Source organism: Uliginosibacterium paludis (assembly GCF_039631355.1).
GTDB lineage: Bacteria > Pseudomonadota > Gammaproteobacteria > Burkholderiales > Rhodocyclaceae > Uliginosibacterium > Uliginosibacterium paludis.
On sequence record NZ_JBDIVF010000014.1, the window covers coordinates 49843 to 67754 of the forward strand.

The window sequence follows — 17912 nt, forward strand, 5'->3', positions numbered from 1 at the left end:
GTCAGGCGCTTTTCAGGGCGCCGTACCAAGGTGTCTTTATGAAAACCGCTCAAGAACTCCGCGTCGGCAACGTCGTGATGGTTGGCTCCGATGCACTGGTCGTGCAGCGCACCGAATACTCCAAGGGTGGCCGCAACGCAGCCCAGGTGAAGATGAAGTTCAAGAACCTGCTGACCGAAGCCGGTTCCGAATTCGTCTACAAGGCTGACGACAAGTTCGAAGTCGTGACGCTGGATCGCAAGGAAGTGACCTACTCCTACTTCGCCGACCCGATGTACGTCTTCATGGACGAAGAGTACAACCAGTACGAAATCGAAGCCGACAACATGACCGACGCGCTCAAGTACCTGGAAGACGGTCTGAAGTGCGAAGTCGTGTTCTACAACGAGAAGGCCATCTCGGTCGAACTGCCGACCTCCGTGGTCCGCGTGGTCGAGTACACCGAACCCGCCGTCAAGGGCGACACCTCCGGCAAGGTCATGAAGCCCGCCCGCCTGGCGACCGGCTTCGAACTGCCGGTGCCGGCCTTCGTCGAAATCGGTGACAAGATCGAAATCGACACCCGCACCGACGAGTACCGCAGCCGCGTGAAGTAAGCACCGCCGCCACTCGGGCAGAAAAAAGGACCTTCGCGGTCCTTTTTTTTCGCCTCTTGCCGGCGCGCCAGCGTCAGTAGCGCATCTCGATCTGCTGCGTGCCGCCTTCCGCACCCAGCTCGAAGGCACTGTCCTCAAAAGCCGGCGGCCCCATCACTTTCGGATTGCGCGACAGGCCATAACCCTCGATCGGGAACATGCCCAGGCGCAGATCGAGTTTGCCATTGGCATTTTCGTCGTGATAGGCCATCAGCGCATAGCGCCCCGGCGCCAGCCCCTCCAGCCGGAACACCACTTCGCCCGGGCTCGCAGGCAGCTCCACGACCCGCAGCGCACGGGCTTCCTTGCGAAAACCGGCCGGGTCGGCATAAAGCCCCAGGCGGACCGCCCCCTGCGCCGAATGCAGCGGTGCGACCTTCACTTCAAGCACGGCCGACGGTTTTGCTGCCGCCTCCTGCGCGAATACCGGCTGAATGCCTCCGGCCACCGCGAGCGCGGCCAGCGCCCTCATCACTTCACTTCCACGCATGCCTTCTCCTTTTAGAACCTGGCCGGCTGCCCGCCACAGATTCCCGGCGGCAACTCCGGGAGGAAACAATTGTCCTATGCTTCAGCCTGTTTGAAATGGAGACGCGATGATGCCCAGAATCCTCATCCCCCTTTTGTGCGCCCTGCTGACCGCCTGCTCTGCGCAGGAAGTGAAGCAGGACAGCAAGGCCGCCAGCGGCGAAGTCGCCAAGGGCGCGAAAGCGGTGGCGAATGGCGCGGTCGACGCGGCCAAGGTGGTCAAGGAGACCGCGGTCGATGTCTATCACGGCGCCAAGGACGTCGGCAAAAAGATCGGCTCGGACGCCGCAGACCTTGGTCGTGACGTGGGCAAGAAAGCCAGGGATACCTTCGGCGACTGAGGGCGCCCGAGCGGCCGGCTTCCTGCCACAATGATGTTTTGCGCAGCAGCAGGCAGCCCCCGATGTCCTCCCCCGCCCATCCCTATGTCCGCCCCGCGATCCGCATCCGCGGCGCGCGCCAGAACAACCTTAAGAACATCTCGCTCGACATCCCCACCGGCGAACTGGTGGTGGTGACCGGCCCCTCGGGTTCGGGCAAGAGCTCGCTGGTCTTCGACACGCTCTACGCCGAAGGCCAGCGCCGCTACGTCGAGACCTTCTCGCCCTACGCGCGCCAGTTCCTCGACCGCATGGACAAGCCGCAGGTCGACGCCATCGAGGGCGTGCCGCCGGCGATTGCCATCGACCAGAGCAACCAGGTGCGCACCTCGCGCTCCACGGTCGGCACCATGACCGAGCTGGCGGATTACCTGAAGCTGCTCTGGGCCCGCGCCGGCCATCTCTACTGCAAGGGCTGCGGTGCGGAAGTGCTGCGCGAAACGCCGGCGAGCATCCTCGCCGCACTGGCCACACGATGCCCGCAGCATGAGGATCCGCGCCTCGCGCTGGTCGCCCCGATCACGATTCCCGAAAACTTCACCGCCGAGGAAATGCGCGGCCATCTGGAGCGTCAGGGCTTCACGCGCATCGCGGAAGACGGCAAGCGCCTGCTGGTCACGGTGGACCGCTTCCGCTTCGGCAATGCCGAGACCGCACGCGTCAGCGAGGCGCTGGAAAGCGCGCTGCGCCTCGGCAACGGGAAGGTGGAGGTGCATCTCGGGGGCGAAGCGCTTGTGGCGGGAGTGGGGAGTCGGGAGTCGGGAGTCGGAAAAGCCGGAGACGGGGCGCCCACTCCCCACTCCCCACTCCCCACTCCCCAGATCTGGCGCTTCTCCGCCGACCTGCACTGCGCCGACTGCGATATCCACTACGCCGAACCGACGCCCGCGCACTTCTCCTTCAACTCCGCCGTCGGCGCCTGCGAGACCTGCAAGGGCTTCGGCCGCGTGATCGGCATCGACCCCGGCCTGATCGTGCCGGACGAAACGAAAACGCTCGCCGGCGGCGCAGTGAAGCCCTGGCAGAGCGAGAGCTACAGCGAGTGCCAGACAGATCTGATGAAGATGTGTCGCCTGCGCGGCGTAGCCACCGATGTGGCCTGGCGCGATCTGCCCGCAGAGCATCGTCACTGGGTCATGGAAGGCGAGCCCGAATTCAAGAGCTGGGAACGCTCCTGGCCGAAATACTGGTACGGCGTGCGGCGCTTCTTCGACTGGCTGGAAACCAAGGCCTACAAGATGCACATCCGCGTGCTGCTCAGCCGCTACCGTGCTTACACCGACTGCCCGGCCTGCGCCGGCGCGCGCCTGAAGACCGACTCGCTGCTGTGGCGGGTGGGCAGCAAAGCCGAAGCCGATGAAGCCCTCGGCGTAGCCCGGATGGAGCAAAGCGGAATCCGGGGTTCCAGTGCCGCCACCGCCCCGGATTCCGGCCTGCGGCCTGCATCCGGGCTACAAAGAAAGCGCTTCCGCGCCAAGGGGCTGCGCCTCGCCGAAGACACGCTGCAAGCCCTGCCCGGCCTCTCGCTGCATGACGCAATGAGCCTGCCGGTGGAGCGCGCACGCGAATTCTTCAACGCCCTGCACATCGAAGGCACGGCCGGTGACGCGGCCGATCTGGTCATGCAGGAGATCCGCAGCCGCCTCGCCTATCTGTGCGAAGTGGGCCTCGGCTACCTCACGCTGGACCGCCAGAGCCGCACGCTCTCCGGCGGCGAGGTGCAGCGCATCAACCTCACCACCGCGCTGGGCACCTCGCTGGTGAATACCCTCTTCGTGCTCGACGAGCCCTCGATCGGCCTCCACCCGCGCGACATCGACCGCATCAACGGCGTGATGCGCCGCCTGCGTGATGCCGGCAACTCGCTGGTGGTGGTGGAACACGACCCGGCCGTCATGCTCAATGCCGATCGCATCATCGACATCGGCCCCGGCCCCGGTGCGGCCGGTGGCAACATCGTGTTCAACGGCACGCCGGACGAGCTGCGCAGCAATGCCAGCACGCTGACCGCGCAATTCTTGAGTGGTCAGCGTCAAGTCGACGCCGGGCTGGTGCGCCAGCCGGTCGACACGAAAACCCCGCGCCTGCAACTGCTCGGCGCGACGGCCAACAACCTGAAGAACGTCGATCTCTCCGTGCCGCTGGGTCGCCTCGTCTGCGTCACCGGCGTCTCCGGCTCGGGCAAGTCCACGCTGATTTCCGATGTACTGTGGCCGGCGCTGAAGAAGGCCAAGGGCGAAGCCACCGAAGCGCCGGGCGCTTTCGCCAAGCTCGTCGGCGAGAACCTGATCGATGCCGTCGTCATGGTCGATCAGAGCGCCATCGGCAAGACCACGCGCTCGAACCCCGCCAGCTACGTTGGCGCCTTCGACGTGATCCGCAAGCGCTACGCGGCCCTGCCCGAAGCCGAGCAGCGAGGCTACACCGCCGGCACCTTCTCCTTCAACTCCGGCGACGGACGCTGCCCGACCTGCGGCGGCAACGGCTTCGAGCATGTCGAGATGCAGTTCCTCTCCGACGTGTATCTGCGCTGCCCGGACTGTGACGGCACGCGCTACCGCCCCGAGCTTCTGGAGCTGCATTTGCGCGGCAAGAGCATCGCCGAGGTGCTGGAGCTGACCTGCGCGGATGCGCTGGCCTTCTTCGAGGGGGACAAGGAGCTCACCCGCGCGATCCAGCCGCTGGTCGACGTGGGCCTCGATTACCTGACCCTGGGCCAGCCGGTGCCGACGCTCTCCGGCGGCGAGGCACAACGCCTCAAGCTCGCCGGGCATCTGGCCGAATACGCGGCGAAATCCTCGAAGAAAAAGGCTGCCACGAACGGCAGCCTGTTCCTCTTCGATGAGCCGACCACCGGCCTGCACTTCGGCGACATCGAGAAGCTGCTGCGTGCCCTGCGCGCGCTGGTGGATGCCGGCAACACCGTGCTGGTCGTCGAGCATAATCTGGATGTCATGCGCGCCGCAGACTGGCTGATCGACCTCGGCCCCGAAGGCGGCGACGGTGGCGGCGAGATCCTCGTCGCTGGCCCGGTCGAGGCGCTGATCGCCGAGCCGCGTTCGCATACCGGGCGGGCGCTGGCGGAATACCACCTGGGAGTCGAGAGTCGGGAGTCGGGAGTCGGGGCGCTTCGCGCCGCCGAGCCCGCCACGGTTTACCGACTCTCCACTCCCCACTCCCCACTCCCGCATCACGATGCCATCGAGGTCGTGCACGCCCGCGAGCACAACCTGAAAAACGTGTCGCTGGCGATCCAGCACAACCGCTTCACGGTGGTGACCGGCGTGTCCGGCTCGGGCAAGTCCACGCTCGCTTTCGACATCATTTTTGCCGAGGGCCAGCGCCGCTATCTCGAATCGCTGAACGCCTATGCGCGCCAGTTCGTGCAGCCGGCCAGCAAGCCCGATGTGGACGCGATCCACGGCATTCCGCCCACCGTGGCGATCGAGCAGCGCACCAGCCGCGGCGGGCGCAAGAGCACGGTGGGCACGCTCACCGAGGTGCATCATTTCCTGCGCCTGCTCTATGTGAAGCTCGGCACCCAGCACTGCCCGGACTGCGGCTGCGCGATCGAGCCGCAATCCGAAGACGCCATCGCCGCACGCATCCTGCGTGAGTACAAGGGCCGCAAGGTCGGTCTGTTGGCTCCCTTGGTGGTCAATCGCAAGGGCCTCTATACCGACCTCGCCAAGTGGGCGAAGGGCAAGGGCTACACCCACCTGCGCGTGGATGGCGAGTTCATCCCGGTCGCGCCCTGGCCGCGCTTGGACCGCTTCAAGGAACACAACATCGAGCTGCCGGTGGCCGATGTGGAGGTCAGCGCGCGCAGCGAAGCCGAGCTGCGCGAGAAGCTTTCCACCGCGCTGCAGATCGGCAAGGGGACGATCCGCTTGATCGTAGCGCCCGATGACGTAGCCCGGATGCAGCCGCAGGCGGAATCCGGGAAGCATGGCGGCGCGGATCCCGGATTGCGCTCCGCTTCATCCGGGCTACCCGAAACCACCTTCTCCACCCTGCGCGCCTGCCCCAGTTGCGGCACCAGCTTCCCCGAGCTGGACCCGCGCCTGTTCTCCTACAACTCCAAGCACGGCTGGTGCGAGAGCTGCTGCGGCACCGGCGTCGAGATTCCGAAGTGGATGAAGGATCCGGAGGTCGACGTCGCCGAGATGGAATTTGCCGGCCTCGATGATGAGGACGGCGAGGAAGTCGCCTGCCGCAGCTGCCAGGGCGAGCGTCTGAACCCGGTGGCGCGTGCGGTGAAATTCCGCGAGGAATCCATCACCGAGATGAGCCGCCGCTCGGTGAATGCGCTAGCCGAGTGGATCAAGGGTCTGCAGCTCGCCGGCCGCGAAGCCGGCATCGGCCGCGACATCGTCAGCGAGCTGACGCACCGCCTCGCCTTCCTGCGCGATGTGGGCCTCGGCTATCTCGCGCTGGACCGCGCCGCGCCCACGCTGTCCGGCGGCGAAGCCCAGCGCATCCGCCTCGCCGCCCAGCTCGGCAGCAATCTGCGCGGCGTCTGCTATGTGCTCGATGAACCCTCCATCGGCCTGCATCCGCGCGACAACGGCGTCTTGCTGGACATGCTCACGGCATTGCGTGCGAAGGGCAACACGGTGGTGGTGGTCGAGCACGACGAGGAAACCATCCGCCGCGCCGACGAGGTGCTGGATCTCGGCCCCGGCGCCGGCACGCGCGGCGGGCGCCTGATCGCCCAGGGCACGGCCGCCGAGCTGATCGAAGCAGCAGACTCCGTCACCGGCCAGTGCCTGCGCGCACCACTGCAGCACCCGCTGCACAGCCGCGCTGCGCCAGCGTCTTCGGACGAAGCCATCCGCCTCAAGGGCGCCACCCTGCACAACCTGCAGGGCGTCGATGTGCAGGTGCCGCTGAATCGCCTCACGGTGGTCACCGGCGTGTCCGGCTCCGGTAAATCCACGCTGGCGCGCGACGTGCTGCACGCCAACCTGAAGCGGCTGGTTGGTGGTGATGAAGACGAGAAAGCCAAGTCGGCCGGGCGCAAATCCGCCAAGCCGATGCCGCGCACCCACAAGGCCGGCGCCGGTTTGCAGGGTAGCGCCGCAATCACGGGTTGGCAGGCCGTGGGCCGCGTGCTCGAAGTCGACCAGACGCCGATCGGCAAGACACCGCGCTCGTGTCCGGCCACCTACGTCGGCTTCTGGGACGAGATCCGCAAGCTCTTTGCCAACACCGAAACCGCCAAGCTGCGCGGCTGGAGCGCGGCGCGCTTCTCCTTCAACACCGGCGACGGCCGCTGCCCGGCCTGCGAAGGCGCGGGCGTGCAGACTGTGGCGATGAACTTCCTGCCGGATGTGAAGGTGCGCTGCGAAGTCTGCGAGGGCGCGCGCTTCAACGCCGACACGCTCAGCGCCACCTGGCGCGAGAAGAGCATCGCGCAGGTGCTGGCGATGGAAGTCGACGAAGCCGTCGAGTTCTTCGCCGCGCATCCCAAGGTCTCGCATCCCTTGAAGCTCTTGCAGGACGTGGGCCTCGGCTATCTGACCCTGGGTCAGGCCTCACCGACGCTCTCGGGTGGCGAAGCCCAGCGCATCAAGCTCGTCACCGAGCTGGCGAAGGTGAAGACCGATCCGGCCGCGCGCGCCTCAAAGTACAAGAGCCCGCACACGCTCTACGTGCTCGACGAACCCACAGTCGGATTGCATATGGCCGACGTCGCCAAGCTGATCACGGTGCTGCACCGGCTTGTGGAAGCCGGCAATACAGCGCTGGTCATCGAGCATGACCTGGATGTGATGGCCGAGGCCGACTGGCTGATCGACATGGGGCCGGAAGGTGGCACGGATGGCGGCCGCCTGGTGTATCAGGGCCCGGTCGCCGGCGTGCTGAAGGCCGACACCCATACCGGTCGTGCGCTGAAATCCTTCCTGAAGCGCACTCAGTCCGGCAAAGTGAAAGGCTGAAGCATCGGGAGTCGGGAGTCGGGAGTCGGGAGTCGGCAAGAGACTGCCGGCGCTCTGCCCGGCGCAAGCGATATTCCTGTGGCATTCATGGCCTGCGCCTGAAGCGGTCTCAGAGCGCCAGACTCACCGCTGCATAGATCATCGGTGACACCCGATTGGCGGGCTCGCTGCCGTAAAGGCTCTGCTGCGAACGGTCGGCAATCTCCTGGTGGCGCTTGCCGAGATTGATGCCGTTGAGCGAGTACTCGATGCGCTGACCGGACGACAGGCGTTGCGCCCAGGCAATCCGCGCGTCGAAGCTGGTGTAGGCCGGCGCGACGTAGCGGTAGATCGGCACCATGCCGTCGCCACCGGCCAGCGGACCCATGCGCATGCCGCTGATCATGCTGGACCAGCCGGCGCCCCAGTCCTGACGCCAGCTCAGGGTGGCCACATACGGGGCGACCCGGTTCTGCAGCAGCGACATGGCCTGGGTCCGGATCAGCGTGTGATTGAACATCCATTCGCCGCCACGCCAGGGCGTCCATTTGAACTGATACTCGACACCGGTCAGGATCACCGGATCCTTCGCATTCACATACTGCGCGGAGTCATTGACGCTGTTCAGCAGCGGATCGAGCGGGGAACGCACCGCACGGCGATAGATGAAATCAGTAATGCGCTCGCGAAACACGCGCACGTCCAGACTCGAAGCCATCGGCCGGAAGCGACCGAGATAGCCTGCCTCGATGCTGTCTACCCGAGCCTGCTTCAGGTTTTCGTTCGGCTGATAGGGATTCTGGATCAGCAGCCCGCTCACCGGTTCGATGGCGCGTACGTCGCCCTCTTTCTCGAAGGTCGGGCGCTGCGTCCAGGCGCGCGCCACCCCGGCGCGCAGCGTGTCGCTGCGACTGGCCTGCCAGTTGAGGAACAGGCGCGGCGCGAAATGCACCGGTTCGCGCTCATAGGCCTCCACCGCCGCACCGGAGCTGAGCTGCCAGGCCGGGGCGAACTTCCATTCGGTATTGCCGAAGAGACGTGCCATCTGGGTCACGGTGCTTGCACGCCCGGCATAGAGATAGGGCGCATGGACTTCGTCACGCCGCCCCTCCAGCCCCCAGACGGCCTGCACATCCTGCGTCAGCGCACGACGGTTCTGCATCTCCAGATGGTCACGGATCGCAACGCGGTCCAGATCGATCGGCACGACCGGTCCGGCCGGGAAGATCCGGGAACTCGGCCCGTGGGCGTCCCAGCGCTCAACGATGCGCTCCTGGTTGCGGTAGTAGTGGAACAGCCATTCATTGCCCGCTTGCGGGGTGTGGTTCCACTGGGTATGAACGGTGTAGTTCTGGCTGTGCGAATTGCGGGTGGCATTGTTGCTGTTGACGGAGCTCGGGTAGCCCTCCTGCCGCCAGCTGTCGCTGCCGGCCATGCGCAGGCTCAGCTCGTCACGCGGAGAAATCCGGTAGTCGGAGCGCACGCTGACCAGCCGGGTGTCAGTGCTGTCGTACATGTCCTCGAAGCCGCTGTCACGCTTGCGCTGCACATTGAGCATGTAATCGGCGCCGGCGATCCGGCCACCGGTGCCGGCGCCGGCATCGAAAACGCCGGGGCTGCCGCCGCTGATCGAGGCATGGGTATCCGGGGCCTCGGCACTGTGGCGGGTGATGATGTTGATCACGCCGAGGAAGGCATTGGCCCCGTAGGTCACCGCATTCGAGCCGCGCAGGATCTCGATCCTCTCGATGTCATCGACCGTGATCGGCAGGCTCTGCCAGTCAACGCCACCGAAGCTCGCCGGCGAATAGACGGAGCGCCCGTCAATCAGCACCTGCATCTCGGACGGAAAGGTGCTCGACAGCCCGTGATAGGTCACCCAGTTGGCATTGCCACGCTCCTGCCCCACCTGCATTCCCGGCACCAGCCGGAAGATGCGGGCCAGATTGCGATAGCCGGTCGCCTTGATGAAGGCGCGATCGATCACCGTCACGGCGCCGGGGGCCTCGTTCACCGGCTGGGGCAGGCGCGAGGCGGTCAGCACGACGGGCAGGTCTTCAAAGTAGGCTTCCTCGCCGGCGTGGGCCGGAAACGGCAGCGCACAGAGCAGGGAAGCAGGAAGAAGCAAGCGACGAAGGGGCATGCCGGATTATAGGCAGCATGACAGGCAGGAAATCGAGTACTAAATCACTGTCATCGGGAATTCCGCCGGCGTATGTGGTGTCAAAGGAAACTGTGCTAGCCTCAGGCACAGCCTGCATCGCAGCTGCGGCTCCTGTCACTCTTCCCAGCACCTTCAATGCAACCGACCCGCCTTCCGCAGACCCCGCACGGTCTGGCCCATCTGCCCGCTCCCGAACGCGTCAGCCCCTACCGCAGCCTGTCCTGGCTGCTTGCAGGCTGGCGCATGTTTGCCGCCCGCCCCGCCGAATGGATCCTGCTCGCCCTGGGCTGTTTCTCGATGCTGGCGGTCGCCACGCTGCTGGTACCGATTCCGCTGATCGGCCCGATCCTGCCGCCGCTGCTGCTTTCACTGCTGATGGGCGGTCTCATCAATGCGGCCAATCGCCAGGCTGAAGGCGGCATGCCGCGTTTCGAGGATCTGTTCTCGGGCTTTCGCCTGCATGCCGGCAACCTCACGCTGGTGGGCCTGTTCTACGCCATTCCGCTGGTGATCCTGCACCTGCTCGTCTACATCGCGCTGAGCGGCAGCCTGCTGGTGAGCCTGTTCGGCGATTCGTTGGGCAGCACGATCAATTCGATGGCCGCCGATGTGGTCGGCATGCTGGCCGACCTGGGCATCGCGCTGGCGGTCTTCCTGCTGCTGTGGGGCATGATGATGCTGGCCCTGCTGCTCGCGCCGGCCCTGATCATGCGCGACAACGCCCCCTCGTTCGACGCGATGCGCCTCTCGCTCTCGGCCAGCCTGCGCAATCCAGGCGCGATGTTCCTGCTGGCCGTGATCCTCTACCTGCTCTTCGTGCTGGCGCTGCTGCCGGCCGGGCTGGGCATCCTGGTTTATATCCCGGTCGTGGTGGGCGCCATTGCGGCGGCCCGGCGCGAGCTGTTCCAGCCGGCCCCGCCCCTCACCCGCCTCGGCAAGGGGGAGGGCAACTGATGCAGGCGCAACGTTTTCCGGCCCGTCAGGGCTGGGTCTGGCTGAGTCAGGGCTTCGCGCTCTGGCGCAAGGCGCCGATGGCGCTGACCGGCGCCTGCCTCACGATGACCATGCTGCTGCTCATCGCTGCCGTGGTGCCCGGCCTCGGCCAGTTCCTGCCGGCACTGCTGCTGCCGCCGCTGGGCGTTGGCGTATTCCGGCTGTGCAGCGAGATCCGCAGGACCGGTAGCGGCGCGCCGGTGGTGCTGTTCTCCGGATTCCGCCTGCATCTGTCGCGCCAGATGGTGATCGGCGCCGCGCGACTCGTCAGCCAGCTGGCCTGCGTGATCCTCGCGGCCAGGATCGCCGGCATCGACCCGACCGAATCACTCGGCAAGCTGTCTGCAGACGGCAGCACGCTGATGCTCTCGCCACGGCTTGAAGCCTTCGTCGGCTGGGGCATGGCCCTGGGCCTGCCGCTTGAGCTGCTGTTCTGGTTCACGCCGCAACTGGTGGCGCTGGGCGGAATCAGCCCGGTCAAGGCGGTGTTCTTCAACATCGTGAGCTGCTGGCGCAACATCGCGCCGCTGGTGGTCAGCATGCTGCTCTGGGCGCTGCTCTTCGCTTTCCTGCCGGCCCTGCTGATCAATGTCGTCAGTGCGGCATCGCCGGCCCTGGGCAGCCTGCTGCTCGCGCCCTTGTTCCTGATCATGATGCCGGTGTTCTACGCGACCTTTCATGCCAGCGCCTGCGACATCTTCGGCGAGGTGCTCGCGCAATGAGCCCGACCGGGCCGCTGGGCATTCTCGGCGGCACGTTTGACCCGATCCACGCCGGCCATCTGCGCATGGCGCTGGAGGCCCGGGATGCGCTCGGGCTCGAGGTCGTGCGACTGATTCCGGCCGGACAGCCACCGCATCGCGGCCAGCCCGGCACGCCGGCAGCCGATCGGCTGCGGATGGTCGAGCTGGCGGTGGCGGGCGTGCCGGAGCTGGAAGTCGACCCGGCCGAAGTGCTCGCACCACAGGCGAGCTACACCATCCTGACGCTTGAACGCCTGCGCCATGAACTCGGCGCCAACCGTCCGCTGGTCCTGCTGATGGGCGCGGACGCCTTCCTCGGGCTGGCAGGCTGGCATCGCTGGCAGGAACTGTTCGCGCACGCGCATGTGGCGGTGGCGACCCGCCCCGGCTACAGCCTGCAGGCGCAACAGATGGATGCCGCGCTCGCCACGGTCTTCCAGACACGTTTCTGCGAGGACGCCCGCCAGCTCGCCACCCGGCCGGCCGGCCTCATCAGCGGCTTTTCGATGACGCCGCTGGCGATCTCGGCGACCTCGATCCGCGACCACCTCGCGCTGGGCAGAAGCCCGCGCTTTTTGGTGCCTGACCCCGTTCTCGACTATATTCAGGATCACCACCTCTACCCGAAAGCCCCTGTCTGACCCATGGAACTCCGCAAGCTGCAGAAAATCGTCGTTGATGCCCTCGAAGACATCAAGGCGCAGGACATCGAAGTCATCAACGTCACCAAGCTCACCTCCCTGTTCGACCGCGTGATCATCGCGAGCGGCACCTCCAACCGCCAGACGCGCGCGCTGGCCAACAACGTGCAGGTCAAGGTCCGCGAAGCCGGCGGCGAAATCGTCAGCGTCGAGGGAGAGGAATCGGGCGAATGGGTCCTGGTCGATCTCGGCGACATCGTCGTGCATCTCATGCAGCCCGCCGTCCGCAGCTACTACAACCTGGAAGAACTCTGGTCGACCACGCCGGCGCGCCGCCGCAAACTGATCGCCGACCAGGAAGCCGCCGCGCAGGACTGACCCCTCCCCGATGAAACTGATCATCGCAGCCGTGGGCACGCGCATGCCCGGCTGGGTCGAGACCGGCTTTGCCGAATTCGCCAAGCGCCTGCCGCGCGATTGCCCGCTCGAACTCCTCGAGGTGAAGGCCGAACCGCGCACCACCGGCAAGACACCCGCCGCCATGATGAACGCGGAAGCCGAGCGTCTGCGCGCGGCCATGCCGGCACGGCGCCGGCTGGTCGTGCTCGACGAGCGCGGCGACGACCTCACCACGAAGCAGCTGGCCGAACGCCTGCAGAAGTGGATGGGCATGGGCGACGACGTGGTGTTCGCCATCGGCGGCCCGGACGGCCTGGACCCGGCCTTCAAGGCCGAGGCGCAGGAAAAACTCCGCCTCTCCAGCCTGACCCTGCCGCACGCCATGGTGAGACCCCTGCTTGCCGAAGCCCTTTATCGCGCATGGAGTGTGGTAAACAACCACCCTTACCATCGCGAATGACGCCCTGCTGACCATGGCCCTCAACGTTCATCCCAGGATCTACCTCGCCTCGCGCAGCCCGCGCCGGCGCGAACTGCTTCAGCAGATCGGCGTCGATTTCGACACCGTGATGTTCCGTGCGCCGCCGCGGGAAGACGAGGATGTTTCGGAAGACGTGCTGGCCGGTGAAGATCCCGAGACCTATGTCGTCAGAGTCGCGATTGCCAAGGCCGCCGGCGCGCTGAGCCGTCTCGACTGGCGCCGCCTGCCGCGCCTGCCGGTGCTCTCCGCCGACACCACGCTCGATCTCGATGGCGCCATCATCGGCAAGCCCGACGATGCCGCACATGCAATGTCCATCCTGCGCGATCTCTCCGGTCGCAGCCACCGCGTACTCACCGCCGTGGCGGTGGCCCTCGACGATCGCCTGGAGCATCGCCTCTCGATCAGCACCGTGCATTTCCGCGAGCTCGACGACCGGGACATCGCGCGCTACGTGGCCAGCGGCGAGCCCTTCGACAAGGCCGGCGCCTATGGCATCCAGGGCCGCGCGGCCAGTTTCATCCGGCATATCGAGGGCTCCTACAGCGGCATCATGGGCCTGCCCCTGTTCGAAACCACCGGACTGCTGCGCAGCTTCGGGATGGACCTCTAAGCGCTACCAGCGCCGCACCACGGCCTGCGCCGAGAGCCAGGTCAGCGCGAAGAAGGGCCAGGCGAGCGTGACCAGCCGGGTGAGTCCGTAGAAGTTGAGCAGATGTCCTTCATGGCCCGTGCCCAGCGCTACCGCGATGAAGGGATTCTCCGGCGCCAGATTGACCAGCGCGGTGCTCACCAGCAGCGTCAGGCTCGCGAGGCTATGCTGCCCCCAGCGTGGCAGGCGCGAGGCCACAACGAACAGCACCACGCCCAGCAGCAGGCCGCGCAAGGCCCCCGGCGTCGCCCAGGCCAGTACATCCTCCGGACTCAGGAAGAAATAGTTCGCCAGCGAACGCAGCCCGAGTCCCAGCAGCAGCACCATCAGCAGGAAGAGCACGGAAGGCTCGCGCATGCAGCGGCGCGTGAAGAGCCCGACCCCGAGCGTCGAACTCGCCACGACCGCAACTTCCAGCACGAAATAGCGCCGCGCCGAAAAAGCCAGCGGCGCCGGCAGGTCGAAAAGCGAGCGCAGGTCGCCCGCACCGAAGAGCAAGCCACCGGGTTCGAGCTGGCTGAGCCACCACAGACCGATCAGCAGCAGGCCCAGCTCGCCGATGTGGCCCGGCTGGATCCGGCGATTGCGCCAGCGCTGCAGGGGGCCGTCCTGTCCGAACGCCCGCCCCCAGCGCACGCCTGCCAGCGCGCCGATGAAACCACCGGCGAAATTGGTGGCGAGATCGAGATTCGATGAAACCCGGCTCGGCAGCCAGTTCTGGATGAATTCGATGGAAAAGCTCAGCAGGAAGCTGGCCGCGCAGACGAACAGCACGACACGCCCGGGCTTGCGCCCTTCACGGATCGAGGCCGCCAGCATGAAGCCGAAAGGCACGAAACCGGCGATATTGAGATAGACGTCGACCAGCGAGATGTACTTCTGCCAAGGCTCGGTCAGGAAGGCCAGCGGCGACTCGCCGGGGCTGGTCCAGCCCGAGAAGGGATGCAGGCAGACCAGCAGGAGCAGCAGCGTGTAGGCAAGGCAGAGGTAGCGGGGCAGGCTGCGCCAGGACTGCATCAGGAGCCTGTCCCGACCGGCCTCAGGACTTGCGGGCCGTGTGGCCCGTGAGCCCGGCAGCGGCGCCGTGATGGCTGGCGTCGCCATGATGATGGCCGTGCTGCACGCCGCCGGTGAGGAATTGGGGCATCAGCGAACCGATCAGCATGGCCAGCACGCTGGCCAGGAAACCGATGAACTGTGGCGGAATCAGATTGGCCAGATCGATCCAGGATTGCGGCGCAGGCATCCAGCCCATCTGCGGCAGCAGCAGCCCCAGCCACACCACGCCGCCGCTAATGATCGAGAAAATCGCCCCCTGATTGGTCGCGCGCTTCCAGTACAGGCCGAAAGCCAGCGGCGAGAAAGCCATCGCCAGCGTCACCGAATAGGCCTGCTCGACCATCTCGTAGATCGACGAATCGCTGTTGAGCGCGAAGGTCAGCACCAGTGCGGTGAACACCACCACGATGATCCGCGTCATGCGCAGGAAGTGCTTGTCGCTCATGCCGGGAAAGAAGCCGTGAAGGACGTTTTCGGAGAAAGTCACCGAAGGCGCGAGCAGCGTGCCCGACGCCGTGCTCATGATGGCCGACAGCAGCGCGCCGAAGAACAGCACCTGGGCGAACACCGGCATGTGGGTGAGCACCAGCTGCGGCAGCACCATCTGCGAATCGCCGCCCTCACCCAGATATTGCGTGATGAGTTCGGGGGCAACGATGGTGGCCGAGTAGGCGATGAAGAGCGGCACGAAGGCGAAGAAGAAATAGGCCACGCCGCCGGTCACCGTCCCCCAGACCGCGCCCTTCTCGGTACGGGCCGAATTCACGCGCTGAAAGACGTCCTGCTGCGGAATGGACCCCAGTGCCATGGTCGCAAAGCCGCCGATGAACGCCACCCACTTGAGCAGATTCGCCTCCGGAAAGAAGCTCAGCTTGCCTTCGGCCTGCATGTGGCCCACCACGTTGCCCACGCCACCGGCCATGTCACCCACCGTCCAGGCAATGTAGATCAGGCCGGCAACGATCACCGTCATCTGCATGAAGTCGGTGAGCGCCACCGACCACATGCCGCCATAGAGCGTGTAGAGCAGCACGACGCCGGTGCCGATGAGCATGCCGGAGGTCACCGAGATCTGCCCGTGCGACAGCACCGAGAACACCAGCCCGAGTGCGGAGATCTGCGCCGCCACCCAGCCCAGGTAGGAAATCGTGATGACCACCGAAGTGATGATCTCCACGGCACGCCCGTAGCGGCGGCGGTAGAAGTCACCCAGCGTCATGAGATTCATGCGATAGAGCGGCAGCGCGAAAAAGATGCCGAAGAAGATCAGCGCGGCCGATGAGCCGAAGGGGTCCGCCACGATGCCATGCAGGCCATCTTTCACGAAGGTGGCGGAAATGCCCAGCACGGTTTCGGCACCGAACCAGGTCGCAAAAACGGTGGCTACCGTGATGTAGAAGGGCAGATGCCGCCCTGTGGTGACGTAATCGGTCGTGTTCTTGACGCGTGTTGCGGCATAGAGGCCGATGGCAACCGAAACGAGCAGGTAGGCAATGACAAAGGCAATCAGCATTTCAGACCCTCGGAGCGCGGATTTCGATGATCCGCTGCAGCTATCTGGAACCGGCTCTCGCCGCGTGGCACGTCAGGGATTATACCCATCCGGGCGGTGCAGCATCCGGCAAAAACGGGGCTGTGCGGTCAGCCGCCACACGGGCGGCAAACGAGGGGCCTGAAGCGCCTGCTCAGTGCAGCCAGATTCCGGCCAAAGCCAGCGCCAGCAAGGCGCACAGGGTTGCCAGCCAGCGATTGCGCCGCTCCAGAAGCTGCAGCAGGGCAGCCTGGTGCGCAAGCTCGCGCGCCTTGCTCTCGTCGTTGAGGGCGCGATGCAGCAGGCGCGGCAGTTGCGGCAGGGTCGCGGCCCAGTCCGGCGCCTCATCCTTGAGGTGCCGCACCAGGGCACGCCAGCCCACCTGCTCGCTCATCCAGCGCTCCAGGAAGGGCTTCGCGGTCTGCCACAGATCGAGATCGGGGTCGAGCTGGCGACCGAGCCCCTCGATATTGAGCAGGGTCTTCTGCAGCATCACCAGCTGGGGCTGGACTTCCATCTCGAAACGATGCGCCGTCTGGAAAAGGCGCAGCAGGGTCTTGCCGAAGGAGATCTCCTTCAGCGGCCGGTCGAAGATCGGCTCGCACACCGCGCGGATCGCGCTCTCGAACTCGTCGACGCGGGTGTGCGCCGGCACCCAGCCGGCATCGATGTGAGCCTGGGCGACACGCTTGTAGTCACGACGGAAAAAGGCGAGGAAGTTCTGCGCGAGATAGTTCTTGTCGCGGTCATTCAGCGTTCCCATGATGCCGAAATCCAGCGCCACATACTGACCATTGGGTGCGACCAGGATGTTGCCCGGATGCATGTCGGCATGAAAGAAACCGTCACGGAAAACCTGGGTGAAGAAGATCTCGACACCGGCGCGGGACAGCGCCTTGAGATCCACCCCTTGCGCGCGCAGGGCCTCGATCTGCGAAATCGGCAGGCCGGCCATGCGCTGCATCACCAGCACCCGACGGCCGCAATAATCCCAGTGAATCTCCGGCACCTGCAGCAGGGGCGAACCGGTGAAATTGCGACGCAGCTGCGAGCAGTTCGACGCCTCGCGCGTCATGTCCATCTCGTCCTCGAGGTGGCGCGAGAATTCGTCCACCACCTCGCGCGGCTTGAGGCGGCGCCCTTCACGCCAGAGCGCTTCGATCAGGCGCGCAGCGGTATCCATCAGCGCCACATCATGCGCGATGACAGCCTCGATTCCGGGGCGCAGCACCTTGATCGCGACCTCGGTGCCATCCTGCAGCTCGGCGAAGTGCACCTGTGCGACCGAGGCCGAAGCCACCGGCGTCAGCGAGAAGTTGCGGAATACTTCGGTCGCCGGCCGGCCGTACTCGGTCTGCAGCACCGCCAGCACCTGCTCGGTGGGGAAGGGCGGCACGCGGTCCTGCAGCAGGGCCAGCTCGTCGGCAATATCCAGCGGCAGCAGGTCGCGTCGCGTCGACAGCATCTGGCCGAACTTCACGAAGATCGGTCCGAGGGACTCCAGCGCCCGGCGCAGACGCGCCCCGCGGGATTCGGCAAAACTGCGCCGCGGCAGCAGTCGCCGCAACCATTCGCCGACGCGGGTATTGGCCGCATGGTCGAGGATCATCTGATCCAGACCGAAACGCAGGCTGACGGAAACGATCTTGGTGAGGCGAAGCAGGCGCACGATGAGGTTCGGGCTGGGCAAAGGAAGGATGGTAGCAGCTCGGGAGTCGGGAGTCGGGAGTCGGGAGTCGGGAGTCGGGAGTCGGGAGTCGGGAGTCGGGAGTCGGGAGTCGGGAG

Annotated in this window: 14 protein-coding genes; 9 read left to right on the plus strand and 5 right to left on the minus strand. The window is 65.8% G+C overall.

Annotated elements, in window-relative coordinates:
• Window positions 1-38 precede the first annotated feature (38 nt).
• Window positions 39-596, plus strand: coding sequence for an elongation factor P (gene efp / locus ABDB87_RS19245; RefSeq protein WP_345930137.1), 558 nt, complete (start codon window positions 39-41; stop codon window positions 594-596).
• Between the two features lie 73 nt (window positions 597-669).
• On the opposite strand, the gene ABDB87_RS19250 is transcribed toward efp, so the two are convergent.
• Window positions 670-1125: a DUF2141 domain-containing protein gene (locus tag ABDB87_RS19250; protein WP_345930139.1), complete on the minus strand. Its 456-nt coding sequence runs from the start codon at window positions 1123-1125 to the stop codon at window positions 670-672.
• A 106-nt stretch (window positions 1126-1231) separates the two neighbouring features.
• Here ABDB87_RS19250 and ABDB87_RS19255 point away from each other — a divergent pair, with 106 nt between their 5' ends.
• Both ABDB87_RS19255 and ABDB87_RS19260 read left to right on the plus strand, forming a co-directional pair.
• Window positions 1232-1504: a hypothetical protein gene (locus ABDB87_RS19255; protein ID WP_345930141.1), complete on the plus strand. Its 273-nt coding sequence runs from the start codon at window positions 1232-1234 to the stop codon at window positions 1502-1504.
• A 62-nt stretch (window positions 1505-1566) separates the two neighbouring features.
• Window positions 1567-7485, plus strand: a complete 5919-nt coding sequence (locus tag ABDB87_RS19260; RefSeq protein ID WP_345930143.1) for an excinuclease ABC subunit UvrA — start codon at window positions 1567-1569, stop codon at window positions 7483-7485.
• 109 nt (window positions 7486-7594) lie between these two features.
• On the opposite strand, the gene ABDB87_RS19265 is transcribed toward ABDB87_RS19260, so the two are convergent.
• Window positions 7595-9607 (minus strand): TonB-dependent receptor plug domain-containing protein, encoded by a 2013-nt coding sequence (locus tag ABDB87_RS19265; RefSeq protein ID WP_345930145.1) that lies wholly within the window; start codon window positions 9605-9607, stop codon window positions 7595-7597.
• 156 nt (window positions 9608-9763) lie between these two features.
• Here ABDB87_RS19265 and ABDB87_RS19270 point away from each other — a divergent pair, with 156 nt between their 5' ends.
• From ABDB87_RS19270 to ABDB87_RS19295, 6 genes are read left to right on the plus strand one after another with little or no spacing between them, the layout of a single operon-like run.
• Window positions 9764-10582, plus strand: coding sequence for a BPSS1780 family membrane protein (locus ABDB87_RS19270; RefSeq protein WP_345930147.1), 819 nt, complete (start codon window positions 9764-9766; stop codon window positions 10580-10582).
• Window positions 10582-11343, plus strand: coding sequence for a BPSS1780 family membrane protein (locus ABDB87_RS19275; RefSeq protein WP_345930149.1), 762 nt, complete (start codon window positions 10582-10584; stop codon window positions 11341-11343). The genes ABDB87_RS19270 and ABDB87_RS19275 overlap by 1 nt, the downstream gene beginning before the upstream one ends.
• Complete coding sequence (nadD, locus tag ABDB87_RS19280; RefSeq protein WP_345930151.1) at window positions 11340-12005, plus strand: nicotinate-nucleotide adenylyltransferase; 666 nt, start codon at window positions 11340-11342, stop codon at window positions 12003-12005. The genes ABDB87_RS19275 and nadD overlap by 4 nt, the downstream gene beginning before the upstream one ends.
• A 3-nt stretch (window positions 12006-12008) precedes the next feature.
• Window positions 12009-12383, plus strand: a complete 375-nt coding sequence (gene rsfS / locus ABDB87_RS19285) for a ribosome silencing factor (protein ID WP_345930153.1) — start codon at window positions 12009-12011, stop codon at window positions 12381-12383.
• A 10-nt stretch (window positions 12384-12393) separates the two neighbouring features.
• On the plus strand, window positions 12394-12864 hold the full coding sequence (gene rlmH, locus ABDB87_RS19290; protein WP_345930155.1) for a 23S rRNA (pseudouridine(1915)-N(3))-methyltransferase RlmH: 471 nt from the start codon (window positions 12394-12396) through the stop codon (window positions 12862-12864).
• Between the two features lie 13 nt (window positions 12865-12877).
• Window positions 12878-13498 carry a Maf family protein gene (locus tag ABDB87_RS19295; RefSeq protein ID WP_345930157.1) on the plus strand — a complete coding sequence of 207 codons (621 nt, stop codon included), beginning with the start codon at window positions 12878-12880 and terminating at the stop codon, window positions 13496-13498.
• Between the two features lie 3 nt (window positions 13499-13501).
• On the opposite strand, the gene ABDB87_RS19300 is transcribed toward ABDB87_RS19295, so the two are convergent.
• The 3 genes from ABDB87_RS19300 to ubiB all read right to left on the minus strand — a co-directional run bounded on the left by ABDB87_RS19300 (window position 13502) and on the right by ubiB (window position 17796).
• Window positions 13502-14554 carry a VanZ family protein gene (locus tag ABDB87_RS19300; RefSeq protein WP_345930159.1) on the minus strand — a complete coding sequence of 351 codons (1053 nt, stop codon included), beginning with the start codon at window positions 14552-14554 and terminating at the stop codon, window positions 13502-13504.
• 22 nt (window positions 14555-14576) lie between these two features.
• Window positions 14577-16109, minus strand: a complete 1533-nt coding sequence (locus tag ABDB87_RS19305; protein WP_345930161.1) for a high affinity choline transporter 1 — start codon at window positions 16107-16109, stop codon at window positions 14577-14579.
• 172 nt (window positions 16110-16281) lie between these two features.
• The gene (ubiB, locus tag ABDB87_RS19310; protein WP_345930163.1) at window positions 16282-17796 is read right to left on the minus strand and encodes a ubiquinone biosynthesis regulatory protein kinase UbiB; all 1515 of its coding nucleotides are present in this window, start codon (window positions 17794-17796) and stop codon (window positions 16282-16284) included.
• Between the last annotated feature and the right edge of the window lie 116 nt (window positions 17797-17912).

Bases quoted from the DNA above. Each gene is read 5' to 3' on its own strand.
- ABDB87_RS19295 (WP_345930157.1), top strand. From the start codon at position 12,878: ATGGCCCTCAACGTTCATCCCAGGATCTACCTCGCCTCGCGCAGCCCG.
- efp (WP_345930137.1), top strand. From the start codon at position 39: ATGAAAACCGCTCAAGAACTCCGCGTCGGCAACGTCGTGATGGTTGGC.
- ABDB87_RS19270 (WP_345930147.1), top strand. From the start codon at position 9,764: ATGCAACCGACCCGCCTTCCGCAGACCCCGCACGGTCTGGCCCATCTG.
- rlmH (WP_345930155.1), top strand. From the start codon at position 12,394: ATGAAACTGATCATCGCAGCCGTGGGCACGCGCATGCCCGGCTGGGTC.
- ABDB87_RS19260 (WP_345930143.1), top strand. From the start codon at position 1,567: ATGTCCTCCCCCGCCCATCCCTATGTCCGCCCCGCGATCCGCATCCGC.
- rsfS (WP_345930153.1), top strand. From the start codon at position 12,009: ATGGAACTCCGCAAGCTGCAGAAAATCGTCGTTGATGCCCTCGAAGAC.
- ABDB87_RS19300 (WP_345930159.1), bottom strand. From the start codon at position 14,554: ATGCAGTCCTGGCGCAGCCTGCCCCGCTACCTCTGCCTTGCCTACACG.
- ABDB87_RS19255 (WP_345930141.1), top strand. From the start codon at position 1,232: ATGATGCCCAGAATCCTCATCCCCCTTTTGTGCGCCCTGCTGACCGCC.
- ABDB87_RS19275 (WP_345930149.1), top strand. From the start codon at position 10,582: ATGCAGGCGCAACGTTTTCCGGCCCGTCAGGGCTGGGTCTGGCTGAGT.
- ABDB87_RS19265 (WP_345930145.1), bottom strand. From the start codon at position 9,607: ATGCCCCTTCGTCGCTTGCTTCTTCCTGCTTCCCTGCTCTGTGCGCTG.
- ABDB87_RS19250 (WP_345930139.1), bottom strand. From the start codon at position 1,125: ATGCGTGGAAGTGAAGTGATGAGGGCGCTGGCCGCGCTCGCGGTGGCC.
- nadD (WP_345930151.1), top strand. From the start codon at position 11,340: ATGAGCCCGACCGGGCCGCTGGGCATTCTCGGCGGCACGTTTGACCCG.
- ABDB87_RS19305 (WP_345930161.1), bottom strand. From the start codon at position 16,109: ATGCTGATTGCCTTTGTCATTGCCTACCTGCTCGTTTCGGTTGCCATC.